Source organism: Brevibacterium sp. CSND-B09 (genome assembly GCF_052906525.1).
Genome location: NZ_JBREGI010000001.1, coordinates 314221 through 337654, shown reverse-complemented (window position 1 = coordinate 337654; position 23434 = coordinate 314221). Strand labels below are relative to the sequence as shown.

At 64.6% G+C, this 23434-nt stretch carries 23 protein-coding genes; 11 read left to right on the top strand and 12 right to left on the bottom strand.

The genetic code is table 11. The features are described from left to right. Window positions 1-70 precede the first annotated feature (70 nt). Window positions 71-1588 (top strand): sensor histidine kinase, encoded by a 1518-nt coding sequence (locus tag ACU4IU_RS01805; protein ID WP_216656708.1) that lies wholly within the window; start codon window positions 71-73, stop codon window positions 1586-1588. A gap of 213 nt (window positions 1589-1801) precedes the next feature. Here ACU4IU_RS01805 and ACU4IU_RS01800 read toward each other — a convergent pair whose 3' ends face one another. Beyond that, window positions 1802-2050 carry a WhiB family transcriptional regulator gene (locus ACU4IU_RS01800; RefSeq protein WP_009374875.1) on the bottom strand — a complete coding sequence of 83 codons (249 nt, stop codon included), beginning with the start codon at window positions 2048-2050 and terminating at the stop codon, window positions 1802-1804. 283 nt (window positions 2051-2333) lie between these two features. On the opposite strand from ACU4IU_RS01800, the gene ACU4IU_RS01795 reads away from it, so the two are divergent. The 4 genes from ACU4IU_RS01795 to ACU4IU_RS01780 all read left to right on the top strand — a co-directional run bounded on the left by ACU4IU_RS01795 (window position 2334) and on the right by ACU4IU_RS01780 (window position 6176). Beyond that, window positions 2334-2885 (top strand): gamma carbonic anhydrase family protein, encoded by a 552-nt coding sequence (locus tag ACU4IU_RS01795; RefSeq protein ID WP_446655736.1) that lies wholly within the window; start codon window positions 2334-2336, stop codon window positions 2883-2885. Between the two features lie 126 nt (window positions 2886-3011). Continuing rightward, the gene (locus ACU4IU_RS01790; RefSeq protein ID WP_139466795.1) at window positions 3012-4436 is read left to right on the top strand and encodes an NAD(P)H-quinone dehydrogenase; all 1425 of its coding nucleotides are present in this window, start codon (window positions 3012-3014) and stop codon (window positions 4434-4436) included. A 121-nt stretch (window positions 4437-4557) separates the two neighbouring features. Then, window positions 4558-4899, top strand: coding sequence for a YciI family protein (locus ACU4IU_RS01785; RefSeq protein ID WP_139907488.1), 342 nt, complete (start codon window positions 4558-4560; stop codon window positions 4897-4899). Further along, on the top strand, window positions 4899-6176 hold the full coding sequence (locus ACU4IU_RS01780) for an RNA polymerase sigma factor (RefSeq protein WP_446655735.1): 1278 nt from the start codon (window positions 4899-4901) through the stop codon (window positions 6174-6176). Before ACU4IU_RS01785 ends, ACU4IU_RS01780 begins: the two co-directional genes overlap by 1 nt. A 73-nt stretch (window positions 6177-6249) precedes the next feature. On the opposite strand, the gene ACU4IU_RS01775 is transcribed toward ACU4IU_RS01780, so the two are convergent. The 3 genes from ACU4IU_RS01775 to ACU4IU_RS01765 form a co-directional block, all read right to left on the bottom strand. Next, on the bottom strand, window positions 6250-8061 hold the full coding sequence (locus ACU4IU_RS01775; RefSeq protein WP_446655734.1) for an acetyl/propionyl/methylcrotonyl-CoA carboxylase subunit alpha: 1812 nt from the start codon (window positions 8059-8061) through the stop codon (window positions 6250-6252). A gap of 123 nt (window positions 8062-8184) precedes the next feature. Then, the gene (locus ACU4IU_RS01770) at window positions 8185-8922 is read right to left on the bottom strand and encodes a Maf family protein (RefSeq protein WP_446655733.1); all 738 of its coding nucleotides are present in this window, start codon (window positions 8920-8922) and stop codon (window positions 8185-8187) included. Further along, a complete protein-coding gene (locus ACU4IU_RS01765; RefSeq protein ID WP_446655732.1) occupies window positions 8919-9950 on the bottom strand; it encodes an SGNH/GDSL hydrolase family protein in 1032 nt (343 codons plus the stop codon). The genes ACU4IU_RS01770 and ACU4IU_RS01765 overlap by 4 nt, the downstream gene beginning before the upstream one ends. 64 nt (window positions 9951-10014) lie before the next feature. Here ACU4IU_RS01765 and ACU4IU_RS01760 point away from each other — a divergent pair, with 64 nt between their 5' ends. Beyond that, window positions 10015-11475: an AI-2E family transporter gene (locus ACU4IU_RS01760; RefSeq protein WP_259356641.1), complete on the top strand. Its 1461-nt coding sequence runs from the start codon at window positions 10015-10017 to the stop codon at window positions 11473-11475. Window positions 11476-11600: 125 nt separating this feature from the next. Here the strand turns inward: ACU4IU_RS01760 and greA are convergent, their stop codons facing one another. Together greA and ACU4IU_RS01750 are read right to left on the bottom strand one after the other, a co-directional pair. After that, a complete protein-coding gene (gene greA, locus ACU4IU_RS01755; RefSeq protein ID WP_101546580.1) occupies window positions 11601-12095 on the bottom strand; it encodes a transcription elongation factor GreA in 495 nt (164 codons plus the stop codon). Window positions 12096-12354: 259 nt separating this feature from the next. Beyond that, window positions 12355-12780, bottom strand: a complete 426-nt coding sequence (locus tag ACU4IU_RS01750; RefSeq protein ID WP_139466807.1) for a DUF4307 domain-containing protein — start codon at window positions 12778-12780, stop codon at window positions 12355-12357. A 123-nt stretch (window positions 12781-12903) separates the two neighbouring features. Here ACU4IU_RS01750 and mca point away from each other — a divergent pair, with 123 nt between their 5' ends. Both mca and ACU4IU_RS01740 read left to right on the top strand, forming a co-directional pair. Continuing rightward, window positions 12904-13914: a mycothiol conjugate amidase Mca gene (gene mca / locus ACU4IU_RS01745; protein ID WP_434594853.1), complete on the top strand. Its 1011-nt coding sequence runs from the start codon at window positions 12904-12906 to the stop codon at window positions 13912-13914. Next, window positions 13911-14294: a hypothetical protein gene (locus ACU4IU_RS01740; protein WP_180345505.1), complete on the top strand. Its 384-nt coding sequence runs from the start codon at window positions 13911-13913 to the stop codon at window positions 14292-14294. The genes mca and ACU4IU_RS01740 overlap by 4 nt, the downstream gene beginning before the upstream one ends. 97 nt (window positions 14295-14391) lie before the next feature. Here the strand turns inward: ACU4IU_RS01740 and trhA are convergent, their stop codons facing one another. Next, window positions 14392-15177, bottom strand: a complete 786-nt coding sequence (gene trhA, locus ACU4IU_RS01735) for a PAQR family membrane homeostasis protein TrhA (RefSeq protein ID WP_172168894.1) — start codon at window positions 15175-15177, stop codon at window positions 14392-14394. A gap of 103 nt (window positions 15178-15280) precedes the next feature. Here trhA and ACU4IU_RS01730 point away from each other — a divergent pair, with 103 nt between their 5' ends. Both ACU4IU_RS01730 and ACU4IU_RS01725 read left to right on the top strand, forming a co-directional pair. After that, window positions 15281-16042, top strand: a complete 762-nt coding sequence (locus ACU4IU_RS01730) for an isoprenyl transferase (RefSeq protein ID WP_367647409.1) — start codon at window positions 15281-15283, stop codon at window positions 16040-16042. Between the two features lie 211 nt (window positions 16043-16253). Next, window positions 16254-17561 carry a PhoH family protein gene (locus ACU4IU_RS01725; protein ID WP_446655731.1) on the top strand — a complete coding sequence of 436 codons (1308 nt, stop codon included), beginning with the start codon at window positions 16254-16256 and terminating at the stop codon, window positions 17559-17561. A 170-nt stretch (window positions 17562-17731) separates the two neighbouring features. On the opposite strand, the gene ACU4IU_RS01720 is transcribed toward ACU4IU_RS01725, so the two are convergent. The 3 genes from ACU4IU_RS01720 to glpX form a co-directional block, all read right to left on the bottom strand. After that, window positions 17732-19135, bottom strand: a complete 1404-nt coding sequence (locus tag ACU4IU_RS01720) for a class II fumarate hydratase (protein ID WP_139907496.1) — start codon at window positions 19133-19135, stop codon at window positions 17732-17734. A 91-nt stretch (window positions 19136-19226) separates the two neighbouring features. Further along, window positions 19227-19853: a carbonic anhydrase gene (locus tag ACU4IU_RS01715; protein WP_139907497.1), complete on the bottom strand. Its 627-nt coding sequence runs from the start codon at window positions 19851-19853 to the stop codon at window positions 19227-19229. A 60-nt stretch (window positions 19854-19913) separates the two neighbouring features. Next, window positions 19914-21038 (bottom strand): class II fructose-bisphosphatase, encoded by a 1125-nt coding sequence (glpX, locus tag ACU4IU_RS01710; protein WP_139466822.1) that lies wholly within the window; start codon window positions 21036-21038, stop codon window positions 19914-19916. A gap of 198 nt (window positions 21039-21236) precedes the next feature. Here glpX and ACU4IU_RS01705 point away from each other — a divergent pair, with 198 nt between their 5' ends. Beyond that, window positions 21237-21806, top strand: coding sequence for a DUF4245 domain-containing protein (locus tag ACU4IU_RS01705; RefSeq protein WP_446655730.1), 570 nt, complete (start codon window positions 21237-21239; stop codon window positions 21804-21806). A 20-nt stretch (window positions 21807-21826) separates the two neighbouring features. Here ACU4IU_RS01705 and ACU4IU_RS01700 read toward each other — a convergent pair whose 3' ends face one another. Together ACU4IU_RS01700 and xseA are read right to left on the bottom strand one after the other, a co-directional pair. Then, the gene (locus ACU4IU_RS01700; protein WP_025778102.1) at window positions 21827-22066 is read right to left on the bottom strand and encodes an exodeoxyribonuclease VII small subunit; all 240 of its coding nucleotides are present in this window, start codon (window positions 22064-22066) and stop codon (window positions 21827-21829) included. Between the two features lie 52 nt (window positions 22067-22118). Continuing rightward, a complete protein-coding gene (xseA, locus tag ACU4IU_RS01695; protein ID WP_446655729.1) occupies window positions 22119-23426 on the bottom strand; it encodes an exodeoxyribonuclease VII large subunit in 1308 nt (435 codons plus the stop codon). Window positions 23427-23434 lie beyond the last annotated feature (8 nt).

Sequence of the window (23434 nt, the reverse complement as noted above, 5' to 3'; positions counted from 1 at the left end):
AGCGTCTGAACATCGACATCTCAGCAGATCCGCGCAACGCGGGTCTGCTGATCTCACCTTGGAGGAACGAATGGTGCTCAACGAACTGCTGGCGGCCGAGGGCATCACGGATGAGTCAGACGTCGAACACATCCATCTGCTCGTCGGCGACTGGCAGCTGTTGGCCGATCTCTCCTTCGCCGATCTCGTGCTGTGGGTGCCGTCGCCCAACGGTGCCTACACGGTCCTGGCTCATGCCCGATCGACGACCGGGGCGACATTGTTCAACCGGGATCTGATCGGAGCGCGTGCGACCGGTCTGGAGAAAGAGCTGCTTGACCGGGCCAGCAGCACCCGCAGCTCTGTCTCCCACGTTGCCGCGGCCCGAGAGATGGGAATCAGCGCCGGATCCTCTGACGTCGACATCCTCGCCGAGGCGGTGCCGATCATCCGCAGCGGCGAGGCCATCGCGCTCGTCGTCCGGTATTCGGAGGAGGTCCGACGCAGAGGTTCGTCTCGCCTGGAGAAGTACTACCGGGAAACGGCGATGGCTTTGATGCGGATGATCGTGCAGGGAACGTTCCCCGATCGCGATGCCCCGTCCGGGGCTCGGCACGGCGAACCGCGAGTCGGCGACGGCATCTTCATCCTCGACCGCGATTCGCATGTGCAGTATGCCTCCCCGAACGCCGTATCGCTCATGCACCGGCTCGGCTACGGAGGAGAGATCGAAGGCAGCTATCTCTCCGAGGTGGTCTCGAACCTCAGTGCAGAGCTGCGTCAGGTCGATGAGACCCTCCCGCTGGTGCTCACCGGGCGTGCCCCGTGGCGGACCGAACTCGAAGTCGGGCGCACGAGTGTGTCACTGCGCGCGATTCCGCTGACGGACGAGGGCGAGAGGGTCGGTGCGATCGTCCTCGCCCGTGACGTCTCCGAGATCCGCCGCCGCAAGCGCGAGCTGCTCTCCCGCGACGCGATGATCAAGGAGATGCACCACAGGGTGAAGAACAATCTGCAGACCGTGTCCGCTCTGCTGCGGCTGCAGACCCGCCGCATCGACAGCCCCGAGGCCAAGGGGGCGCTGACCGAGGCGATGCGCCGGGTCTCGATCATCGCCGTGGTCCACGATGTGCTCAGTCAAGGCGTCGAATCCGAAGTGGACTTCGACGAAGTCGTCGACAAGGGACTGCGTCTGACTCCCGAGCTGACCAGCCCGCTGGTGCATATCGAACTCAAACGGTGCGGAAGCTTCGGAACCATCTCCTCCGCCGATGCCACCTCTCTGGCCCTGGCCATCACGGAGCTGATCACGAACGCGATCGAACACGGATTCCCCACCGAGAACCTCGAGAGCCTGGAACCGGGGGAGACGCTCAACGGCCATGTGTGGGTGACCCCGGAACGCAACGGCGATCACCTGAGCGTGACGATCGCCGATGACGGCATCGGGTTGGGAGAGACGCAGAATCCGGGCAATGGTCTGGGCACGCAGATCGTGCGCACGCTGGTCTCGGCCGACCTGGCAGGTTCGATCCAATGGCAGGCGCGCGAAGGCGGCGGAACAGTTGCCGTCCTCGACGTTCCGCTGCGCCCGGACTCCTACGACTGAGCGAGGCCCGTCGGACCGACCCGCAGAGCTGCCACGCTCCGGTGTCGGTCGACATTCGGCCGGACGCAAGTGCGCGCACACGACTGAGTCCCTTGTTCCGACGACGATCTTTCGCCGTCGGGACAAGGGACTCAGTCTTCGGTGCAGGTGTGGCTGGTGATTCAGTTATCGTTTCGGCAGTCCGGGGGAACCGCCTTCTCAATGCCCGGCGACTCAGCCGGCGCGGCGGGCGCGAGCGGCACGACGCTTGAGAGCGCGGCGCTCGTCCTCGCTCAGACCGCCCCAGACTCCGGCATCCTGACCGGATTCGAGGGCCCACTGCAGGCAGGTCTCTGCGACTTCACAACGGCGACAGACAGTCTTTGCTTCCTCAATCTGGAGCAGCGCGGGTCCGGTGTTGCCGATCGGGAAGAAGAGCTCCGGATCCTCATTGAGGCATGCTGCACGGTGTCGCCAATCCATGGTGACCTTTCGACGAATTCAGTGAACGCGGTTGACTACGCCCGAATTCCGGGCGTGCAACTCTCACAGTCAAGGTTCACATAACGCAATTGGGCGCACAAGGGTCCGGCAGTGTGAAATTTCTGACAAGAATTTTCCCCATTGTCCTGCTATGAGGGCGATCGCGCAAATCGGTCCGCGATTCGTCTTTTCGGGCCTGTCTGAGCTTCTCCGCCTAGACTGTCAGGCACATGCAGACAGCAGGTGAATGCACACAGACATCACGTGAACCAATGGAGGACTCATGACCAACGATCTCGCCAGCCCACGCATCGTCTCCGTCGGCGGACACACACCGCAGATCGATCCGGAGGCGTTCGTCGCAGCCGGTGCCACTCTCGTCGGCGACGTGCACGTGCGGAAGGGCGCCAGCGTCTTCTACGGCTGTGTTCTGCGCGCCGAAGCCGCCCCGATCACGATCGGTGAGGACTCGAACGTACAGGACAACACCGTCATGCACACCGACGCCGGCAAACCCGTCGTCATCGGCGCGCGCGTCTCCATCGGCCACCAAGCACTCGTTCACGGTGCCGTCGTCGATGACGATGTGCTCATCGGAATGCACTCCACAGTGCTCAACGACGCCCATGTCGGCAGCGAATCCCTCGTTGCCGCGGGCGCCGTCGTCCTCGAAGGCACGCAGATCCCCGCACGGTCGCTCGTCGCAGGTGTGCCGGCGAAGGTGCGCCGGGAGATGACCGATGAAGGAGTGGAGAAGGTCCGGCAGAACGCCCAGTCCTATGTGCGTCTGTCGACCCTGCACAAGGACACCGCCGAGGTGGTCGACCCGAACTGATCGGACCGTAACCGGACCGATTCCGGATCGGCCCAGGCCCGATCTCCACCAGATCCCAAAGGAACCATTCGGTCGATCCCCAGGGGGCCGTTCGCCAGCATCGTGGCGATTTGAGACAATCAGTATGTGAACACTGAATTTGATTCCACTGCAGATCGCGTCGTCATCATCGGCGGCGGCCCCGGCGGCTACGAAGCCGCGCTCGTCGCGGCTCAGCTCGGTGCCGATGTCATGCTCATCGAGCAGAATCGGTGCGGTGGTTCCGCCGTGCTCACCGACGTCGTGCCGTCGAAGTCGCTCATCGCCACCGCGGAGATGATGGACGAGATCGAGCGCTCCGACGGGCTCGGAATCCGGATCGAGAACTCCGAGGACACCGAGGCCGTTGCGCGCCGAGTCACCGCCGACCTCGAAGCGGTCAACAAGCGCATCCTCTCCCTCGCCGACGCTCAGGCCAACGACATCTACGAGGGCCTCATTCGGGCCGGTGTCAAAGCCATCCAGGGCAAGGCGACTCTGGCCGGTCGCGACCAGGTCCATGTCGTCGAATCCGGCGGCACCGAGTACACCCTCGAGGCCTCGACGATCCTGCTCTCGGTCGGCGCCCACCCGCGTGAGCTGCCCACTGCGCAGCCTGACGGTGAGCGCATCCTCACCTGGACTCAGCTGTACGACCTCGACGAACTGCCCGAGCACCTCATCGTCGTCGGTTCCGGTGTCACCGGTGCCGAGTTCGCTTCGGCTTATCGGGCACTGGGCACCGAGGTGACCCTCGTGTCCTCGCGTGAGAAGGTCCTGCCCGGCCAGGACGAGGACGCAGCCGATGTGCTCGAATTCGTCTTCCGCAACAAGGGCATGAATGTCCTCTCCCGCTCCCGCGCCGCCTCGGTGACTCGCACCGACGACGGAGTCGAAGTCGTGCTCGCCGATGGTCGCCGTGTCGAAGGATCCCACTGCCTCATGGCCGTCGGTTCGATTCCGAACACCGAAGGTCTCGGCCTGGAGAAGGCCGGTGTCCGGGTCAGCGAATCCGGACACATCGTCGTCGACGGCGTTTCGCGGACCTCGCGGGCCGGAATCTACGCGGCCGGTGACTGCACCGGTGTGCTGCCGCTGGCCTCGGTGGCAGCGATGCAGGGGCGGATCGCCATGAACCACGCGCTCGGCGACGCCGTGCAGCCTCTCAAATTGCGCAATGTAGCATCGAACGTGTTCACCGCACCCGAGATCGCCACCGTCGGCTTCACTCAGCAGAACTACCGCGAGAACCCGACGGACATCGACACCGTGATGCTGCCGCTGGACACGAACCCGCGCGCCAAGATGCTCGGCATCGAGGACGGCTTCGTCAAGATCTTCGCTCGGCGCGGATCCGGCTCCATCCTCGGCGGAGTCGTCGTCGGTCCCCGAGCCAGTGAGCTCATTCTGCCGATCACCATGGCAGTGGAGAACCGGCTGACCGTCGATCAGCTCTCCGCCTCCTTCGTCGTCTACCCCTCGGTGAGCGGTTCGCTGACCGAAGCGGCACGGAAGCTCCACCGTCACCTCTGAATCGTCGATCCGACGATCGCAGGAAAGTTTTTCTCCGCAGCTGTCGATCCGGTCGCTCCTCGACCGTCATCATGGTGTCAGGCCGCCCGGCATGACATGAGGAACGACGAAGGAGAACGACATGAAATACGCACTTCTGCTCATGGGACGCACACAGGATCCTGACTGCGGTGAGGACGGCGGAGCGGACCCTGAAGAATTCATGGCATTCGACAAGGAGATCAGCGAGGCGGGGATCGTCGTCGGCGGCTTCGCCCTCGAAGGACCCGAACTCGGGGTCCGGGTGAGCGGATCCGGAGGCGAATCGCTTGTCACCTCGGGCCCGTTCGCCGAATCGAACGAGTTCGTCGGCGGCAGCTACGTCATCGACGTCGCCGATATCGACGAGGCGATCGCCTGGGCGAAGAAGAGCCCCGCAGCCAAGGCCGGACACATCGAGATCCGTCCGGTGGCCGACTACTGATGGACCCCGACCCCGATGCGGCCGACCGCGTCCTCAGCGCCATCGGCGAGGAGGACTACGGGCGGCTGCTCGCGGCGCTGGTCACCCGGTTCCGTGAATTCGACCTCGCCGAGGAGGCCCTCCACGATGCCGTGCTGCGCGCGGTCGAGACATGGTCGGGCAGGGGAGTGCCCGAACGCCCTCAGGCGTGGCTGATGGCCACGGCGAAGAACCGCGCCATCGATCTCATCCGCTCCGATGAGGTGCGCACCCGGCATCTCGCCCGCCTGCGCATCGAGGACGAGCTGCGACCAGGTGACCACGACGATCACGCGGAGCGCCTCGGCGAGGAGATGGAAGCCGCGGATCTGCCCGACGAGCGCCTCGGACTGTTCTTCACCTGCTCCCACCCGACCCTGCGCGAGGACGAACGCATCGTGCTCATCCTGCGCTTCCTCTCGGGGCTGACCACCGCCGAGGTGGCCGCCGGGTTCCTCATCGAGACCGCGACGATGCAGCAGCGGATCGTCCGTGCCAAGCAGCGGATCCTCAAGACCGGGATTCCCTTCGGCCGTCCAGCGCCCGATGAACTCGGCAACCGGCTGCCCGGAGTGCTGCGCGTCCTCTATCTCATCTTCACTCAGGGCGTCAACGCCACCGCAGGACCCGAACATACTCGAGTCGATCTGCAGCACGAAGCCATCCGGCTGACCCGACTGCTCGTCGGATACCTGCCCGAGCAGACCGAAGCCCGTGGCCTGCTGGCTCTGCTCCTGCTCACACGGGCACGTGAGACCGCTCGTGTGACGCCGGATGGCCAGCCGGTGCCGCTGGCCGAGCAGGACCGCAGCCTATGGGACTCACGCCTCATCGCCGAAGGGACCGGACTCGTCGACGTGGCCGCCGGCGAATCGGGAGCCGGGGCTTTCACCATCCAGGCGGCGATCGCCGCCCTCCACGCCGACGCCGCGCGATTCGCCGACACGGACTGGAAGCAGATCCTCGTGCTCTATCGGATGCTGTCCGACCTCGAGTCGTCGCCGGTCGTCGCTCTCAATACCGCGATCGCCCTCGGGCAGGTCTCGGGTCCCGAGGCGGCCATGAGCGCCCTCGACGAACTGGCCGACGATCCGCAGCTGCTGCGTTACAGGCCCTTCCACATCGCACGGGCGATCACCTTCGACGGACTCGGTCGTACGGCGGAGGCCGAGGACGCCTATGCCGCGGGGCTGGAATGTCCCGGCAACGATGCCGAATCCGAATACATCGCTGCCCGGATCACCGATCTTCGACGGTGATCCGGGCAGGGACTTCTGTGTTCGTGACTCCTGACCTCAGTTCGGAGCGAACGGAGGCAGGAGCGGGAGCGGCTCAGGCGGCGAAGCGGATGATCGCCTCACCGGACTTCACCGAGGCGCCTGCGTCGACGAGCACCTCGGAGACGGTGCCGGAGTGGCCGGCCTTGAGCGGCTGTTCCATCTTCATGGCCTCGATGACGGCGAGGGTGTCACCGGCTTCGACGGTGTCACCGGGGTTGACGGAGACGGAGACGATGGTGCCCTGCATGGGAGCGTTGAGCGCATTCGAGTCGTCGGCGATCTTCGCACCCTTGCGGCTGCTCAGCCCGCGCTTGCGCCGCGGCACGCTGGGGCTGGGAACATGACCGAGATCCGAGATGACGTCCTTGGGGACCGAAACGGTCATGCGGCGGCCATCGACCTCGACCACAACGCTGAAGCTGTCGGTTGCAGTACTCATCTGTTCTCCTAGCTGTGGATCGACAAGCGGATTGACGAAAGCGGTTTCGAGCCAGTTGGTCCAGACCTTGAAATCGGTCGCGAAGGCCTGTTCGTTCACGAGCACCCGATGCAGCGGCAGCAGCGTCGAGACGCCCTCGATGCGGTATTCGGACAGGGCCCGGCGTGCTCGCGCCAGGGCCTCGTCACGGGTGGCGCCGGTGACGACGAGCTTGGCCAGCATCGGGTCGAAGTCCGTGCCGACGACGCTGCCTTCGCCGATGCCGGAATCCAGACGCACTCCGGGACCCGAAGGCGCACGGTAGTTCTTCACTGCGCCGGTGGCGGGGAAGAACGTCGTGGGGTCTTCGGCGTTGATGCGGAACTGGAAGGAGTGTCCGCGCACGGCGGGGAATTCGTCGGGCAGGGCCTCGCCCGAAGCGATGCGCACCTGCCAACCGACAAGGTCGACTCCGGTGACCTCCTCGGTGACGGTGTGCTCGACCTGGATGCGCGCGTTGGCTTCCATGAAGATGATCGTGCCGTCCTCGCCGAGGAGGAACTCACACGTCGCGGCGCCGACGTAGCCGACGTGGGCGAGCAGGCGTGCCGAGGCTTCGGAGACGATGCGCTCCTGTTCGGCGGTGAGGAACGGAGCGGGTGCTTCCTCGATGATCTTCTGGTTGCGGCGCTGCAGAGTGCAGTCACGCGTGGACACGATCCGCACGTTGCCGTGGGCATCGGCCAGGCACTGGGTCTCGAGGTGACGGGGTCGCACGATCTGCTTCTCGATGAGGCACTCACCGCGCCCGAAGGCACTCTGTGCCTCGCGGGTCGCAGCAGTATAGGCGGCTTCGAGGTCTTCGGCAGCAGCGCAGGCGCGGAAGCCACGCCCGCCTCCGCCGTGGACGGCCTTGACGACGACGGGGAACCCGATCCGGTCGGCCACTTCGGCGGCCTCTGTCAGATCGGCTACGGCGCCGTCGGAACCGGGAGCGACGGGAGCGTCGACGGCTTCGGCGACGGCGCGGGCTCCGGACTTGTCACCGAGGAGTTCGATCGCCGCCGGGGGAGGACCGACCCAGATCAGCCCGGCATCGATGACGGCCTGCGCGAACTGTGCGTTCTCGGCCATGTAGCCGTAACCGGGGTGGACAGCATCGGCGCCGGAGCGCTTGGCCAAGGCGAGGATCTTCTCGATGTCGAGATACGTCTCCCCGGCTCCGGAACCGTCCAGCAGCCACGCGTCGTCGGCGAGTTCGACGAAGTCGGCATCGGAGTCGGCGCGGGTGTACACGGCGACGGCCTTGATGCCGAGGTCGTGGGCGGCCCGGATGATGCGCAGAGCGATCTCACCGCGGTTGGCGATGAGGACTCGGCGGACGGCCCCGGTCGGAACAGTGGTGCTCAGTACCGAGGTCGTGGAGTCGGAGAGGACTGTGGTCATGGTGCTCCTTTGTATGATCACAGAACAATTTAGAGAACAGCACCAAGGGTTTGTAGGACAGCGATAAAAAATTGGGACGAGAACTTCAATGTCCTCGGGCGTGTCACCGGACCAGGGTCGAGTCTACCGCTTGAGAGTCCACAGATCGGGCCAGAACAGCCCCATGTCGGTGACCAATTCGCGCACGACGGGCAGGCTGAGGCCGAGCACGGTGAGGTGGTCGCCGTCGAGCCGGTCGACGAAGGCCCCACCATAGCCGTCGATCGTCAGCGCCCCGGCCACGTGGAAGGGCTCTTCGGTGGCGATGTACGCTTCGAGCTCCTCCGTGCTGGGTGAGCCGATGAGCACCGAGGTGGCCGACCGCTGCGAGCGCAGAGCGCCGAGTTCGAAGGGCGCCGAGCCGGTTCGATCAGCACTGTCGGGGCCGTCACTGCGGACATCGTCTCCCGCTCGCCCGACTGCGCCGTTCGACTGCTGCGCCCGCGTGAGCACTGCGACCGTATGGCCCGAATGCAGCTGTGTCCACTGACCGGCGATCGCCGACCACACGTTGCGAGTGCGATCGGCCGTTCCCGGTTTGCCGATGGCCTGTCCGTCGAATTCGAGCAGGGAATCCCCGGCGATGACGACCACGGTGTCCGCGCCGTCAAGTGTCGGGGGAGCGGACGCGATGATCCGGTCGATGACCGCACGCGCCTTCGCCTCCGACAACGCTGTGGTGAGTTCGCCGACGGAGCCGGTGAAATCGTCCTCGATGGCACGTTCGTCGACCTCGGAGACGATGATGATCGGGTCGATCCCGCCGTCCCGGAGGATCTGGCGACGTGAAGGAGATTGGGAGGCGAGGACGACGGGGATCACGAGGCTGCTTCCGAACGATTCGGGACCGGTTCGGGGCTGGCGTCTTCTGTCACTGCTGTTCTTTCGGCATCTGGCTGCGCCTCGGCGCCGGTCTGCGCCTCGATATCCGAATCGTTCTGAGCAGCAGATTGCGCCTCGGCGCCGGGGACCAGTTCGTGTCGGCGGGCGGTTTCGCCCTTCTCGGGGATGTCAAGGCTGCGGTCGACGACGACCGGTGCATCGATGCGTTCGGCGATTGCGGCCAGCAGCGTCGAGGACAGCTGCGCATAGCCGAGTTCGCTGGGGAATCGGCCCGAGTCGTTGAGCAGAGACCGGCGTGTCGTTCCGCTCAGCGATCCCGTCGACCGCAGCGGAACCGCACGCGCGGCCAGGGCGGCCAGCCATTGAGAGCCGGCGAGGACCCGCGAGGTTCGGCGCAGCGACGTCTTGAGAGGATCGCGCAGCCCCGGCAGACCGCCGAGATTGGGGCAGACGAGAACGAACACGGTGTAGCGGCCCTCGCGTTGGAGCCGGTTGATGGCCTGGTTGAGCACGGGTACGCCGATGGTCGCCTGGATCGGGTGGATGATGTCGCCGGTGCCGATCGAGATGATCGCGAACCGGCGGTCGTCGCTCCAGCGGTCCGAGAGCTGGCGGGAGAGCCACGGCGAGCGCAGGACTTCGTCGACCTGTCGGTGCAGATCATCCGACAGTGCCGAGGGGCGTGCGGTTGTCTGGACCCGGACGGTGGTGCCGAGCATCCGCGCCAGGCCTCTCCCGATGAGGGTCGGGGGCGCCTGCTCCGGGTCGACGTCGACCCCGCACAGCCAGGAGTCGCCGATGATGGCAAGAGCGGCGGAGTCGTCATCGTCGTTGTCACGTGGGGCGGCGATCGCCTCGGTGAAGGTGGAGAAGCGACGGTTCTTGTCGTCGTCGAAGGAACGGCGCAGCGATCCGGCCTGGTGGCGGAGCAGTCCCGCCGCCGATGCGCCGGCGCCGACGACGGTCGCCCCCATGGTCGCCAGCGTGTAGATCAAGCGTCTTCCCACTGATTTCCCTCCTCCGGCGTCATCATTGCACCTTTGTCACTGCATCAACAACTATTGTTGAGTCATGAGCGAAAACGATCAGCAGCATCCTCCGAACCGACTCCGAGGAGCATGGGAGGCGTTCCGGCGCGGACGCGGCTCCTCTCACTCCTCGTCCGAACCCGAAGCAACCCCATCGCAGGCAGTCAGTCCCGAGGAGATCGCACTCAGCCGAATCGAAGCCGAGGCCAAACCGTATGTGGCTCCCGGTCTTAAGCTAGCTGCCGCATGGTCGTGGCGGTCGATCGTCGTGCTCGTGGCGATCGGTGTGGCGCTGTGGCTCCTGTCGAAGATCTCCAGCGTCGTGCTGCCCGTGCTCATTGCTCTGCTGTTGGCAGCGCTGCTCGCGCCCCTGACCGGATGGCTGAAGAAGAAGGGCGTGCCTCGAGGAGGGGCCGCCGCGATCTCCTTCATCGGGTTCATCGTCGTCGTGCTCGGACTCTTCGGCCTCGTCGGTCAGCAGATCTATTCCGGCATGCCCGACCTCGTCAAACAGGTCATCGCCGGTGTGTCCGGGATCAGCGGATGGCTGGCTTCGAGCCCCTTCGGCATCGACGCAACGACGATCTCGAGCTATATCGACGACGCCATCAAAACCGCGACGAACTTCTTCCAGAACAACAGCAGCCAGCTTCTCGGCGGCGCCCTGGAGGCCACCTCCTCGGTGGGCACCTTCCTCACCGGTATGGCCGTCTGTCTGTTCGCGACGTTCTTCTTCCTCTACGACGGGCAGAACATCTTCAGGTGGGTGATGAACCTGCTGCCGGTCCCGGCCCGTCCCGTCGCCACGGGTGCCGCTCTGAAGGGGTGGACGACCCTCGTGCAGTACGTGAGGGTCCAGATCCTCGTCGCCGCCGTCGATGCGATCGGCATCGGCATCGGCGCTGCGTTCCTCGGGATCCCGCTGGTCATCCCCATGACCGTGCTCGTCTTCCTCACCTCGTTCGTCCCCGTCGTCGGAGCCATCGCCTCCGGTGCGGTCGCCGTGCTCGTGGCATTGGTATCGAACGGTCTGGTCAGTGCCGTCATCATGCTCGCGGTTGTCATTGCCGTCCAGCAGATCGAAAGCCAGGTGCTGCAGCCGTTCCTCATGGGCAAGGCAGTGTCGGTCCATCCGCTGGCTGTGATCCTCGCAGTCACCGGAGGCGGCTTCCTCTTCGGCATCGTCGGCGCTCTCTTCGCCGTTCCCTTGGTTGCCGTGCTCAACAGCGTCGTCAGCTATATCGTGCGTACGAACGCCGGTGATTCGGACGAAGACGAAGCGGAGGACGACGCCGAGCGTGACCCGGACGAACGCGAGGCCACGGCAGTCCTCGAGACGGCGAAGGAAAGGCTCACCGATGCCGTCCACGAGTCCGCGGAAGACGAACGTGCATCAGGTTCCGGACAGACCGATTCGACGGAAACCGGATCAACCGGTCCGACCACGTCGCGTGAGACCGGTTCGGCCGAACCCGGACGGCCGAAGAAGGGCCCCGATGCCTGAGGCTCGGACCAGACGACCCGGCAGGACTCGTCTGAATCGGGGTCCGGCAGGACGCGCCTGAACCGGAATGAATAGAGAAGTGGGCGGGTGCGATCGCACCCGCCCACTTCTCTATTCGGTCTCAATCAGCCGGTGAAGGCTTCGACGGAATCGACCTTGACCTCGATGGTCTTGCCGTTCGGAGCCTCGTATGAGGTCTTGTCTCCGGCCTTGACGCCGAGGACAGCCGCTCCGAGCGGCGATTTCTCCGAGAAGACGTCGATATCGGAGTCTCCGGCGATCTCGCGGTTGCCCAGCAGGAATCGCATGGAGTTGCCGGCAACGCTGGCGGTCACGACGGTTCCGGGTGCCACGGTCTTGCCGTCGCTGTCGCTGGAGCCGACCTTCGCGTTCCGCAGCAGCACCTCGAGTTGGCGGATGCGTGCTTCCTGTTTGCCCTGCTCATCACGCGCAGCGTGATAACCGCTGTTCTCCTTCAAGTCACCCTCGTCGCGGGCGGCTTCGATCTTCTCAGCAATCTCTGCACGACCCGGTCCGGAGAGATGCTCGAGTTCCTTCGACAGGCGGTCAAAGGCTTCCTGGGTCAACCATGTCTCTTCCTGGGTGACTTCCTCGGTCATGACTTCTCCTTCTTCGGTCGGTGCACTGACGGGCGTGTCAGGCAACGAAAAAACCGGGCGTATGGGCACGCCCGGAAGTTGAATGAAACTACAGTGTAACGCATCTGCGGAGAAAAACGATGAGTTCGATCACGTCCCCGGCCGTGAGGCGGAGGTTCGCGACCGCAAGATGCGTTCCCGTGCGAGAACTATTCGAAGAGACTCGTGCGACCGGGTTCCTGTGCTTCCACCAGGCGGTCGAAGCGGTCGAAGGTTCGGCCTATTCGAACCAGCAGGAGTCCACGTGGCCGGAGGCGGCCAGCTGAGTTGTGGCCAGGTCCACGTCGATGCGCTTCGGCGAATTCGGATCGGCGTTCGGATCGGCGGGAACGGTCACCTCGGTGAATCCGACGATCGCTTCCTGCTCATTCGTGGCCTGGACGATGCAGTGCACGTCGCGTTTCTGATCAGGAAATATTCCGACGCTGACGCGCGTTGAAGAATCGTCGACAACCGAATAGTCAAGAGTGCGCGGTGTTGTGGGATTCGTCTGCGGGCGGAATGCCCAGACAGCGATGACGGCGACCACCACGGCGAGGACGATGACGGCGATGATCTTCGCCCGACGACTCAGCTCTCGCTTGGGTCTGCTGGTCCGGCCGTAGCGATCATCATGCAGTGGTGGTGCCACTGTTACCTCAGTCATTGAATTCCTCTTTAAGTACTTCGCGCACTAATCTAGAGTAGTCGATCCTCTGCCGGCGATCATGTCAGCCGCAGCGCCGGCAGCAGGTGGCCACCAGGCTGAATCGAAAGGGACATTTAGGATATGACTTCGCTTCCGTACCATGGACTGCGCCTGTTGGCCGTCCATGCCCACCCCGACGACGAATCCTCCAAGGGTGCGGCAACGAGCGCGAAGTACGCTTCACTGGGTGCCCGGGTGCTCATCGCCACCATGACCGGTGGCGAGGCCGGCGATATCCTCAATCCCGCTCTCCTGCAGAGTCCGAAGGCCAGCCGCGACATCGCCGGTCTCCGTCGAGAGGAGATGGCGACCGCTGCCGCAGCCCTCGGCGCCGAACATGTCTGGGTCGGTCACGTCGACTCGGGACTGCCCGACGGCGATTTCGACAACCAGACTCCTCCCGGATGCTTCTATCGGGTTCCCGACGAGGTGGCGATGCTTCCCCTCGTGCACATCATCCGCACCTTCCGTCCTCAGGTGGTGACCACCTACGACGAGCTCGGCGGATATCCTCACCCCGACCACATCAAGAACCACGCTGTGACCATGGCCGCTGTCGAAGCCGCCGCAGATGCGACCTCGCATCCCGAGCTCGGCGAACCGTGGCAGGTGCAGAAGATCTACTTCAACCAGGACCTGTCGGCGAAGAAGTGGATCACGATCCACGAGAAGATGCTCGAGGCGGGACTCAAGTCCCCGTTCGCCGACCACCTCGAGGATTTCAAGAAGCGTGACAACCAGCGCCACAACTGGCTGAGCACCCGCATCTCCTGCTCCGAGTTCTTCTCTGCCCGCGATCGTGCGCTGCTCTCCCACGCCACTCAGATCGATCCCGAAGGCGGTTTCTTCTCCGCATCGCGCAAGGCCGCTCGCACGTACTGGCCGACCGAAGAGTTCGAGCTGGCTCTCGACCTCACCGGGCGTGAGCCACTGGACCGGGAGCTGGACTTCCAGGAGACCGACCTGTTCGCCGCAGTGACCTTCGATGACGGTCGTCGCGTTCCCGCCGAGGGGATGCTCCCGGACTCGCCGGCTGCCGACGACCTCGACGCTGATTCCGCCGTCCCGACCGAAAGCGACACCCGCGCATGATCTTCGCGTCCTCTCCAGCCCCGACTCCGGACGGAGGCACACCGGACCCGGATCTGGTGACGCCCGGAACCGTCGGCTTCCTGGCCACCCTCGCCATCGTCGTCCTGACGATCTTCCTCATCAGGGACGCCCTGCGCCGTGTCCGTCGGGTGCGGGCGCACTCGGGCGCCAGCGATGCCTATCCGATCCCGCTGCGCAGGCATGTGGTGCCCAACCAGTCGAAGCTCTCAGGGCCGGAGGCACCCGAACCGGAGACCGCTGACAGCGACTCCGACGCGTCCGCCGATACCGGACCATCCGATGCGGATCGCCGAGGCGGCTCGGCGGAGGAGCCGATCGATTCCTCCGAATCCACCGACGAACGCAATGAACGAGCCTGAGCTCTGAGGCTTTGAGGTCCTGCGCACACAGACAACGGCGCGATCACCGATCGGTGATCGCGCCGTGTGCGTCCGTGCGGACTCAGTCGATTGGAGTTCAGTAGGCTGCGACGGCGGCGATGATGAGTGCGGCGAGGTGGCAGCCGTAGCCGAGGATCGTGAAGATGTGGAAGATCTCATGGAAGCCGAGCCACTTTGGTGAGGGGTTCGGGCGCTTGATCCCGTAGATCACCGCGCCGGCGATGTAGCACACGCCGCCGACCACGACGAGGAGTCCGACGGGGAAGTTCGTGGCCCAGATCTGGGGAATGTACCCGACTCCGGCGACGCCGAACCCGACGTAGATCGGGACGAAGAGCCACCTCGGTGCGGTGGTGAAGATCGTACGGAAGGCAGCGCCGAGTGCGGCGGCACCCCACAGCACGGACAGCAGGAGGACTGCCTGGTCGGTGCGGAGCATCAGCACTGCCAGCGGTGTGTACGTACCGGCGGTGATGAGGAAGATATTCGCGTGGTCGAGCCGCCGCAGGACGAGGCGGACGCGGGTGCGCCAGCGGCCTCGGTGATAGACGGCGGAGGTGCCGAAGAGCAGCATGCCGGTGACGGCGAAGATCGCGGCGGCGATGCGCGACTCGATGGTCGGGGAGATGATCACCAAAGCCAGGCCGCCGATCATCGCCAGAGGGAACGCCCCGGCGTGGAACCAACCGCGCAGCTTCGGCTTGACCTGACCCGCCAACTTCGTCAGTTCGGCGCGCAGTGCTGAGCGGCGACGGGCGATGCGGTGGTCATCGGCGGGCGGAACGTCATCCGCGCCCGCTGAACCGACCGGCCCGGCGCCGTCGGGAACGACCGGAGAGGAATCGGTGAGCGAAGCATTCATAGCTCCATGGTAGCCAGCGGACCTGAGGCCTCATTCAGCATCGTCGGCTAGTAGTCTGTACAGTATTCGAACCGACCGACGACCCATGTGGAAGAGGACAGCTGTGGCGCGACCCGTGAACCTGCTCTATCGGCTGTACGAGCGACGGCTCAAACGTGAGCTCGACAAGTCGGTTCCGGTTCCACGTCACGTCGGGGTCATCACCGATGGCAACCGAAGGTGGGCCAAGGAGTTCGGTGCGACGACCGCTGACGGTCACCGCGCCGGAGCGGCGAAGATCGTCGAGTTCCTCGGCTGGTGCCACGAGATCGATGTGGAGATCGTCACTCTCTACGTTCTGTCCAAAGAGAACCTCGCCCGTTCGGCAGAAGAGGTGTCGATCCTCATCGAGATCATCTCGGACCTGGTGGAGAAGATCGCGGCTCTCGACGGCGTCGGCGTCCAGCTCGTCGGTGATCTCGACATCGTTCCCCCGGATCTGCGTGCCCGCCTCGAAGCGGTGTCGACGACCGAGGACTGTGGAATGCGCGTCAACGTCGCCGTCGGCTACGGCGGTCGGCAGGAGATCGTCAATGCTGTGAAGTCCCTGCTGCGCACACGGTCCGACGACGGCATGGACCTGGAGTCGATCATCTCCGAACTGTCGCCGGAGCAGATCGGCGAACACCTCTACACCAAGGGCCAACCCGATCCCGACCTCATCATCCGCTCCTCGGGAGAGCAGCGACTCTCCGGCTTCCTCATGTGGCAGAGCGCCTATTCGGAGTTCTATTTCTGCGAAGCCTATTGGCCGGACTTCCGCCGTACGGACTTCCTCCGAGCCGTGCGCGACTACGGTCTGCGGCAGCGGCGCTTCGGCAAATAGGTCGTGCCCGCCGCCGGCGAGACCTGCCGGCCTTCTGACGGGGGAATCCCGCATTCACTCGAAGTTCATGACCCTGACTTGCCCGAGCACGCGTGCCGCTACCGCCTGCGGGCGCGAACCGGGTTAGGTTGGCTGTAGTTGGTCGACACCAACCCGAGATCGGGGGATGTCAGAACCGGATCTCGGCGGAACTCACGCCTCAGAGGTCCTCATGGCTGAAAAAGTCCACACCTACGTTCTCGACACCTCGGTGCTGCTGTCGGATCCCGGAGCGCTTCTGCGCTTCGCCGAACACCACGTCGTCATCCCGCTCATCGTCGTCTCCGAACTCGAGGGCAAACGCAATCATCCCGAACTCGGATTCACCGCACGCAAAGCCCTCCACATCCTCGACGACTTCCGTTCCGACTACGACCGGTTGGATCAGCCCATTCCCGTCGGTGACGCAGGCGGAACGCTGCGGGTCGAGCTCAACCACATCGACGCCTCCACGATGCCGGTCGGCTTCGACCGGACGGAGAACGACACCCGCATCCTGGCCGTGGCCCGCAACCTCTCTGCCGAAGGCTGTGACGTGGTTGTCGTGACCAAGGACGTGCCGATGCGAGTGAAAGCTTCGGCCCTGGGTCTGCACGCGGAGGAGTATCTGGCGGAGCTGGCCGTCGACTCCGGGTTCACCGGGATGAGCGAGCTCGGCCTCGACGACGAGCAGATGAACGAGTTCTACGATTCGGGGTCGGTCGTCACCGAGGATGTCTCCGACGAGGTGGTCAACACCGGGGTCGTCATCACCTCACCGCGCGGATCCGGACTGGGACGTGTGCGCGGCGGCAACCGAGTGTCGATGGTGCGCGGGGATCGTGACATCTTCGGCGTCCACGGACGGTCGGCAGAACAGCGGATCGCCATCGACATGCTGCTCGACGACGCCCTGGGGATCGTGTCGATGGGAGGGCGAGCCGGAACGGGGAAGTCCGCGCTGGCCCTCATGGCGGGCCTGCAGAAGGTGCTCGAGGAGAACAAGCACTCGAAGATCATGGTCTTCCGTCCCCTCTACGCAGTGGGCGGACAGAACCTCGGCTACCTGCCCGGCAGCGAAGGTGAGAAGATGAACCCCTGGGCGGAGGCCGTATTCGACACCCTCAGTGCGCTGGTGAGCAAGAACGTCATCGACGAGGTGGTCAACAGGGAGATCCTCGAGGTGCTTCCGCTCACCCACATCCGCGGACGGTCCCTCCACGATGCATTCGTCATCGTCGATGAAGCGCAGTCGTTGGAGCGCAATGTTCTGCTGACCGTGCTCTCACGCATCGGAATGAACTCGAAGGTGGTGCTCACCCACGATGTCGCCCAGCGCGACAACCTGCGAGTGGGCAGGCACGACGGAGTCGCCGCGGTGATCGAGAAGCTCAAGGGCCACGAACTGTTCGCGCATGTCACGCTGACGCGGTCGGAGCGGTCGGAGATCGCCGCCCTGGTCACCGATGTGCTCGAGGAATTCGACCCGTTCCGGTCCTGAGCCTCTGCTCCGGTCGCCGACCGCTCACGTTACCGCCGATGTCGCGTGCTGTTCGGTGAGCGGTCGACGCTGGGGTGGGCGGTCGACGGGACTCGAAATGGGCCGCCAACACGAAACGGCGCCTGGACGGTATCCGTCCGGGCGCCGTTTCGTTCTGTCAGATCGGAGGCTTACTTGTAGCTGCCGATCATGGTGGTGACGTCGAGGGCCTTGTCGAGGTCCGCCTCGGTGATGGAGCCGTTCTCGACGAAGCCGAGCGCGATCGTCGCTTCCTTGACGGTCATCTTCTCAGCCACGGCGTGCTTCGCGATCTTCGCGGCCGCCTCGTAGCCGATGACCTTGTTCAGCGGGGTGACGATGGAGGGGCTCGCCTCGGCGAGGAAGCGGGCACGCTCCTCGTTGGCGGTGAGTCCGTCGATCATCTTCTCGGCCATGACGGTCGAGGCGTTCGCGAGCAGGCGGATCGACTCGAGCAGGTTCGAGGCCATGACGGGGATGCCGACGTTGAGCTCGAACGCGCCGTTGGTCGACGACAGCGACACGGAGGTGTCATTGCCGATGACCTGTGCGGCGACCTGAATGGTGGCCTCGCAGATGACCGGGTTGACCTTGCCGGGCATGATCGACGAACCGGGCTGCAGGTCGGGGATGGCGATCTCGCCGAGGCCGGTGTTCGGTCCCGAACCCATCCAGCGCAGGTCGTTGCAGATCTTCATGTAGCCGTAGGCGATGGTCCGCAGCTGACCGGAGGCCTCGATGAGTCCGTCGCGGTTGGCCTGGGCCTCGAAGTGGTTGCGAGCCTCGGTGATCGGCAGTCCGGTCTCCTCGGCGAGGATCTCGACCACGCGGGAGGAGAAGCCGTCGGGGGTGTTGATGCCGGTGCCCACAGCGGTTCCGCCCTGCGGGACCTCTGCCACGCGCGGTAGGGAAGCCTCGATGCGCTCGATCCCGTAACGGACCTGAGCTGCGTAGCCGCCGAACTCCTGACCGAGAGTCACCGGAGTGGCATCCATGAGGTGGGTGCGTCCGGACTTGACGATCGAGGAGAACTCCTTCGCCTTCTTCTCCAGCGAAGTCGCCAGGGTGTCCATGGCCGGGATGAGGGTGTTGACCAGGGCCTTGGTCACTGCCAGGTGCACCGAGGTGGGGAAGACGTCGTTCGACGACTGCGAAGCGTTGACGTGGTCGTTCGGGTGGACGTTGATTCCGTCGGCTTCGAGCGCCTTGGTCGCCAACGAGGCAAGGACCTCGTTGGTGTTCATGTTCGACGAGGTTCCCGAGCCGGTCTGGAACACGTCGATCGGGAAGTGGGCGTCGAATTCGCCTGCGATGACCCGGTCGGCGGCGTTCTGGATGGCTGTGGCGCGGGCCTCGTCAAGCACGCCGAGTTCGGCGTTGGCCTTCGCAGCGGCCTTCTTCACCTGAGCCAGTGCGGCGATGTGAGCGGATTCGAGGGTCTTGCCCGAGATCGGGAAGTTCTCGACGGCACGCTGGGTCTGTGCGCTGTAGAGGGCGTCCTTGGGGACTTTGACCTCACCCATGGTGTCGTGTTCGATGCGAAATTCTTCGGTCATTGTTGTCCTTTCCGTTGGGTGCCTGGGAAATGATTGCGGAGCTCAGGCTCGTTGGGAGACTGAACGGCTGTCCACCGAGGTGGCTGGTCGCTCAGGAAGCATAGGTGGAGACCGCGGCCTCGTCGCCTCCATATTGGGCGACGACCGTAGTGTGGCCGTCGTGGAGTTGGTAGGTGAGCCCGACGATGATGAGTCGGCCGTCGTCGACGGCGGTCTTGATGATCGTGGACAGCTGCATGATCTTGTCGACCGTGTCCATGGTGTTCTGACCGACGGTCTCGTTGATCGTGGTGCGCCCGTTCTTTCGGGCCCGGGCCACTGTCGGCAGGATGCGGGCGACGACGTCGGAGATGAATCCCGGGGGAGTCTCACCCGAGTCGTAGGCGTTGTAGGCGGCGGTCACGGCTCCGCAGCTGTCGTGGCCGAGCACGACGAGCAGGGGAGTGCCGAGCATCTCGACTCCGTATTCGAGCGAGCCCAAGGTTACCGGGTCGACGACCTGTCCGGCATTGCGCACGACGAACATGTCACCGAGGCCGACATCGAAGATCATCTCAGCGGCGACTCGGGAATCCGAGCAGCCGAAGAGAGTGACGAACGGGGTCTGGCTGCCCGACAGTGACTCACGTCGCGCCGTGTCCTGGTTGGGGTGCTGAGGGACATCGTCGACGAAACGCTGGTTTCCCTCGAGGAGTCGCTTCCACGCCTGATTGGGCATTGCTTTCGCACCTGCTTCCGAGTTGTATGCATCGCGCCCGGGACCGGGTGCGATTGGAGGTCAGACCAATCCGCGGCGTGCGGCTTCTTCGGCGGCCTCCACGTAGGAGTGGGTCTTCGCGGCCTGGTGCTCGGCGAAGACCTGCCGGACGGTCCCCGATTTCGACCGCATCACCAGGGAATGCGTGGTGACGTGGCCACCCTGGAACTTCACTCCGTCGAGCAGGTCGCCGTTCGTGATGCCCGTGGCGACGAAGTAGCTGTTGTCACCGGTGACGAGGTCATCGGTGTTGAGCACCTGATTGATGTCGAGGCCGGCCTTGGCCGCGGCCTCGCGCTCTGTGTCGTCCTGCGGCCACAGACGGCCCTGGATGACTCCGCCGAGTGCTTTGATGGCGCAGGCGGTGATGATGCCTTCGGGGGTACCGCCGATGCCCATGAGCATGTCGACGCCGGTTCCCGGACGGCAGGCGGCGATGGCTCCGGCGACGTCGCCATCGGTGATGAGCTGGATGCGGGCTCCGGCGGCGCGGATCTCATCGATCATCTGCTGGTGGCGGGGGCGGTCGAGGATCATCACCGTCACCGAGGCGGGATCCTTCGTTCCCTTCGCCTTGGCGACGCGGCGGATGTTCTCAGCGATCGGCAGACGCATGTCGACGGCGTCAGCGGCATCGGGGCCGGTGACGAGCTTCTCCATGTAGAACACGGCAGAGGGGTCATACATCGCACCGTCTTCGGTCACAGCCATGACCGAGATCGCATTGGGCATGCCCAGGGCGGTCAGGCGAGTGCCGTCGATCGGGTCGACAGCAACATCGCAGTGCGGTCCTCCGCCGTCGCCGACCTGCTCGCCGTTGAAGAGCATCGGAGCTTCGTCCTTCTCTCCTTCGCCGATGACGACGGTGCCGGCCATGCGGACGGTGGAGATGACATTGCGCATCGCGGCCACGGCTGCTCCGTCGGCTGCGTTCTTGTCGCCGCGGCCGACCCAGGGGGCGGCGGCGATGGCTGCGGCCTCGGTGACTCGGACGAGCTCCAGAGCCAAGTTGCGGTCGGGAGCATCCGACTCGACCTGAGCCTTCTGTGACCATGAGTCGGTCACTGCGACAGGCGGAGCCTCCTCATCAACTCGTCCTCGGTCATGGTGAGATTTCACGTCAACAGGCTCTTTGGAGTCACTCATGCCTCCAATTGTGCCACCCCTGTGATCGAGGTCGCGACAGCGGTGTCCGCTTGTGGCCGCAGTCACGTCCTCGGGCCGGAATTGGCCCTTCGCGCGCGAGCCGAGGACAATGGCGGTGTGAATGTCCGAAATGCTGCCGACGAGACGGGTACTCGAACGGTCGTCGACGAGGCGACGCCGAGTCCTAGGGGAGAGTCCATGGCTGATGAGTCCGGAGTGATGCTGCCGGGGTCCCGGGAAGAGATGCGCTTCCTGCGCAAGAACTCGAACTGGGTCAATATGGTCATCGCGATCCTCGCCTGTCTCGCAGTCGCCGTCGGGATCCTGTTCCTCGCCCCGCAGCCCGAAGTCGACTCAGAACGCGTCGTCGACTATCAGGGGATCGCCGAGCAGTCCCAGGGCAACGCCGATTTCGACCTCATCGTTCCGCAGATCCCGCGCGGATGGACGTCGAACGAAGCCAGCCTCGACCGCGTGGGCGACTCCGAATACACCTCGTGGTACATGTCGTTCATCGGCCCCGACGACCAATGGGTGAGCATCGAACAGGCCGAAGCCAGCGCGAACTGGGCGAAGCGGAAGACCGACGAGGCTGTCGCTGCCGAGAAGGTGACCGTCGGCGGCGCCGACTTCCAGATCTACCGCACTGAAGAGGCGAAAGAATACTGGGTCACGCACAAAGGCGATATGTATGTCGTTCTGACTGCCACCGCTGCGCCGGACACCGTCAACAGCTTCGCCGATCAGGTCGCCGCCGAACTGAAGTGATCCCAGGCTGACCCGAAGTTCTATTCGGTGTCGTCCGAGGTTTCCTCACGGGCCTTGTCGAGGCGTTCCCGTGCTCCGTCGAGCCACGCCTGGCACCGGTCGGCCAGAGCCTCGCCGCGCTCCCACAGCCGCAGTGACTCTTCGAGCGGCAGGTTGCCGGTCTCCAAACGCTTGACGGTCATGACGAGTTCCTCGCGCGCCTGCTCGTAGCTGAGCGTGCTGATGTCGGGCTGGTCCTGTTGGGTCGTCGGTTCGGTCATCGGTGTCTCCTTCGCAGAGTGTGTGAAACGTGGACAGAGTGTGGAGTTGTAGTCAATCGTCGGTCGGCGAATCGTCGGTCTCCGGAGTGACCTCGGTGATATCTGCGTCGAAACGACCACGAGCGACCCGGACATGGACGGTGTCGCCGGCGGCGACCTCGGCGGCATTGCGGACGGCCTGACCGTCGTCGGTCTGCACCACGGCGTAGCCGCGCTCCAACGTCCGCAGGGGAGAGAGGGACCTGGCTTGGGAACGGAGATGCTGGATCTCGTTCTGAGCTTGGATGAGCCGTCCGTTCGTCGCCTGCAGACTGCGGCGGCGGATCATCGTCAGCTCGTTCTCATGCGCGGTGATCATCGTCTGCGGTTCGGCGAGCACCGGCCGTGATCGCACGGCGGTGAGCATCTCCTGCTCTCGGTCGAGGATGCGATTGACGGCAGCTTCGAGCTCGGCGCGGGCACGCAGCAGATTCATGCCTTCCTCGGCGACATCCGGAACGATCCTCTTTGCGGCATCCGTGGGTGTTGACGCCCGCATGTCAGCGACCTCATCGAGGATGGGCCGGTCCGCCTCGTGTCCGATCGCCGAGACGACCGGTGTCTGCGCGGCGGAGACGGCACGGACGAGTGCTTCGTTGGAGAACGGCAGGAGGTCTTCCATGCTGCCGCCGCCGCGGGCGATGACGATGACATCGATCTGCGGGTCCGCGTCGAGTTCGGCGAGGTTCTTCATCACTCCCGGCACGGCATCCGGTCCCTGCACGGCACAGTTGCGGACTTCGAATTCGGCGGCAGGCCAGCGCAGATGCACATTGCGGATGACGTCCTTCTGGGCATCCGAATCCCGTCCGGTGATCAGCCCGATCCGGTTCGGCAGGAACGGCAGGCGCAGCTTCCGGTTGGGATCGAAGAGCCCCTCGGCGCCTAGCTGCTTCTTCAATCGTTCGAGGCGGGCGAGGAGTTCGCCGAGGCCGACGGCGCGGATATCGTTGGCCCGCATCGTCAGCCGACCGGTCTTCGTCCAGAAATCGGCTTTGAGATTGGCGACGACGTGGCTGCCCTCGGTCAGAGGAGCCCCGGTGCGGTCGAGGACGTTCTTCCAGATCTGGACCGGCAAGGACATCTCGACATCGGTGTCGCGCAGGGTCAGGTAGCTGGCCTTGCCGCGATGGTTGAGCTCGACGACCTGCCCTTCGATCCACACGCTCGACATGCGGTCGATATAGGACTTCATCTTCGAAGACAGCAGACTCAGCGGCCACGGATTCTCCGCTGTGGTCTCGGCTGCAGTGGCGGCGAGCTCCTTCTGCTCGGCCGTTTCACCGAGCGTGCCGGGAGTGCCGGAAATTCTTTGCGCCATTTAAGTCC

Bases quoted from the DNA above. Each gene is read 5' to 3' on its own strand.
- ACU4IU_RS01805 (WP_216656708.1), top strand. From the start codon at position 71: ATGGTGCTCAACGAACTGCTGGCGGCCGAGGGCATCACGGATGAGTCA.
- ACU4IU_RS01800 (WP_009374875.1), bottom strand. From the start codon at position 2,050: ATGGATTGGCGACACCGTGCAGCATGCCTCAATGAGGATCCGGAGCTC.
- ACU4IU_RS01795 (WP_446655736.1), top strand. From the start codon at position 2,334: ATGACCAACGATCTCGCCAGCCCACGCATCGTCTCCGTCGGCGGACAC.
- ACU4IU_RS01785 (WP_139907488.1), top strand. From the start codon at position 4,558: ATGAAATACGCACTTCTGCTCATGGGACGCACACAGGATCCTGACTGC.
- ACU4IU_RS01780 (WP_446655735.1), top strand. From the start codon at position 4,899: ATGGACCCCGACCCCGATGCGGCCGACCGCGTCCTCAGCGCCATCGGC.
- ACU4IU_RS01775 (WP_446655734.1), bottom strand. From the start codon at position 8,061: ATGACCACAGTCCTCTCCGACTCCACGACCTCGGTACTGAGCACCACT.
- ACU4IU_RS01760 (WP_259356641.1), top strand. From the start codon at position 10,015: ATGAGCGAAAACGATCAGCAGCATCCTCCGAACCGACTCCGAGGAGCA.
- greA (WP_101546580.1), bottom strand. From the start codon at position 12,095: ATGACCGAGGAAGTCACCCAGGAAGAGACATGGTTGACCCAGGAAGCC.
- ACU4IU_RS01750 (WP_139466807.1), bottom strand. From the start codon at position 12,780: ATGACTGAGGTAACAGTGGCACCACCACTGCATGATGATCGCTACGGC.
- mca (WP_434594853.1), top strand. From the start codon at position 12,904: ATGACTTCGCTTCCGTACCATGGACTGCGCCTGTTGGCCGTCCATGCC.
- ACU4IU_RS01740 (WP_180345505.1), top strand. From the start codon at position 13,911: ATGATCTTCGCGTCCTCTCCAGCCCCGACTCCGGACGGAGGCACACCG.
- trhA (WP_172168894.1), bottom strand. From the start codon at position 15,177: ATGAATGCTTCGCTCACCGATTCCTCTCCGGTCGTTCCCGACGGCGCC.
- ACU4IU_RS01725 (WP_446655731.1), top strand. From the start codon at position 16,254: ATGGCTGAAAAAGTCCACACCTACGTTCTCGACACCTCGGTGCTGCTG.
- ACU4IU_RS01720 (WP_139907496.1), bottom strand. From the start codon at position 19,135: ATGACCGAAGAATTTCGCATCGAACACGACACCATGGGTGAGGTCAAA.
- ACU4IU_RS01715 (WP_139907497.1), bottom strand. From the start codon at position 19,853: ATGCCCAATCAGGCGTGGAAGCGACTCCTCGAGGGAAACCAGCGTTTC.
- glpX (WP_139466822.1), bottom strand. From the start codon at position 21,038: ATGAGTGACTCCAAAGAGCCTGTTGACGTGAAATCTCACCATGACCGA.
- ACU4IU_RS01705 (WP_446655730.1), top strand. From the start codon at position 21,237: ATGGCTGATGAGTCCGGAGTGATGCTGCCGGGGTCCCGGGAAGAGATG.
- ACU4IU_RS01700 (WP_025778102.1), bottom strand. From the start codon at position 22,066: ATGACCGAACCGACGACCCAACAGGACCAGCCCGACATCAGCACGCTC.
- xseA (WP_446655729.1), bottom strand. From the start codon at position 23,426: ATGGCGCAAAGAATTTCCGGCACTCCCGGCACGCTCGGTGAAACGGCC.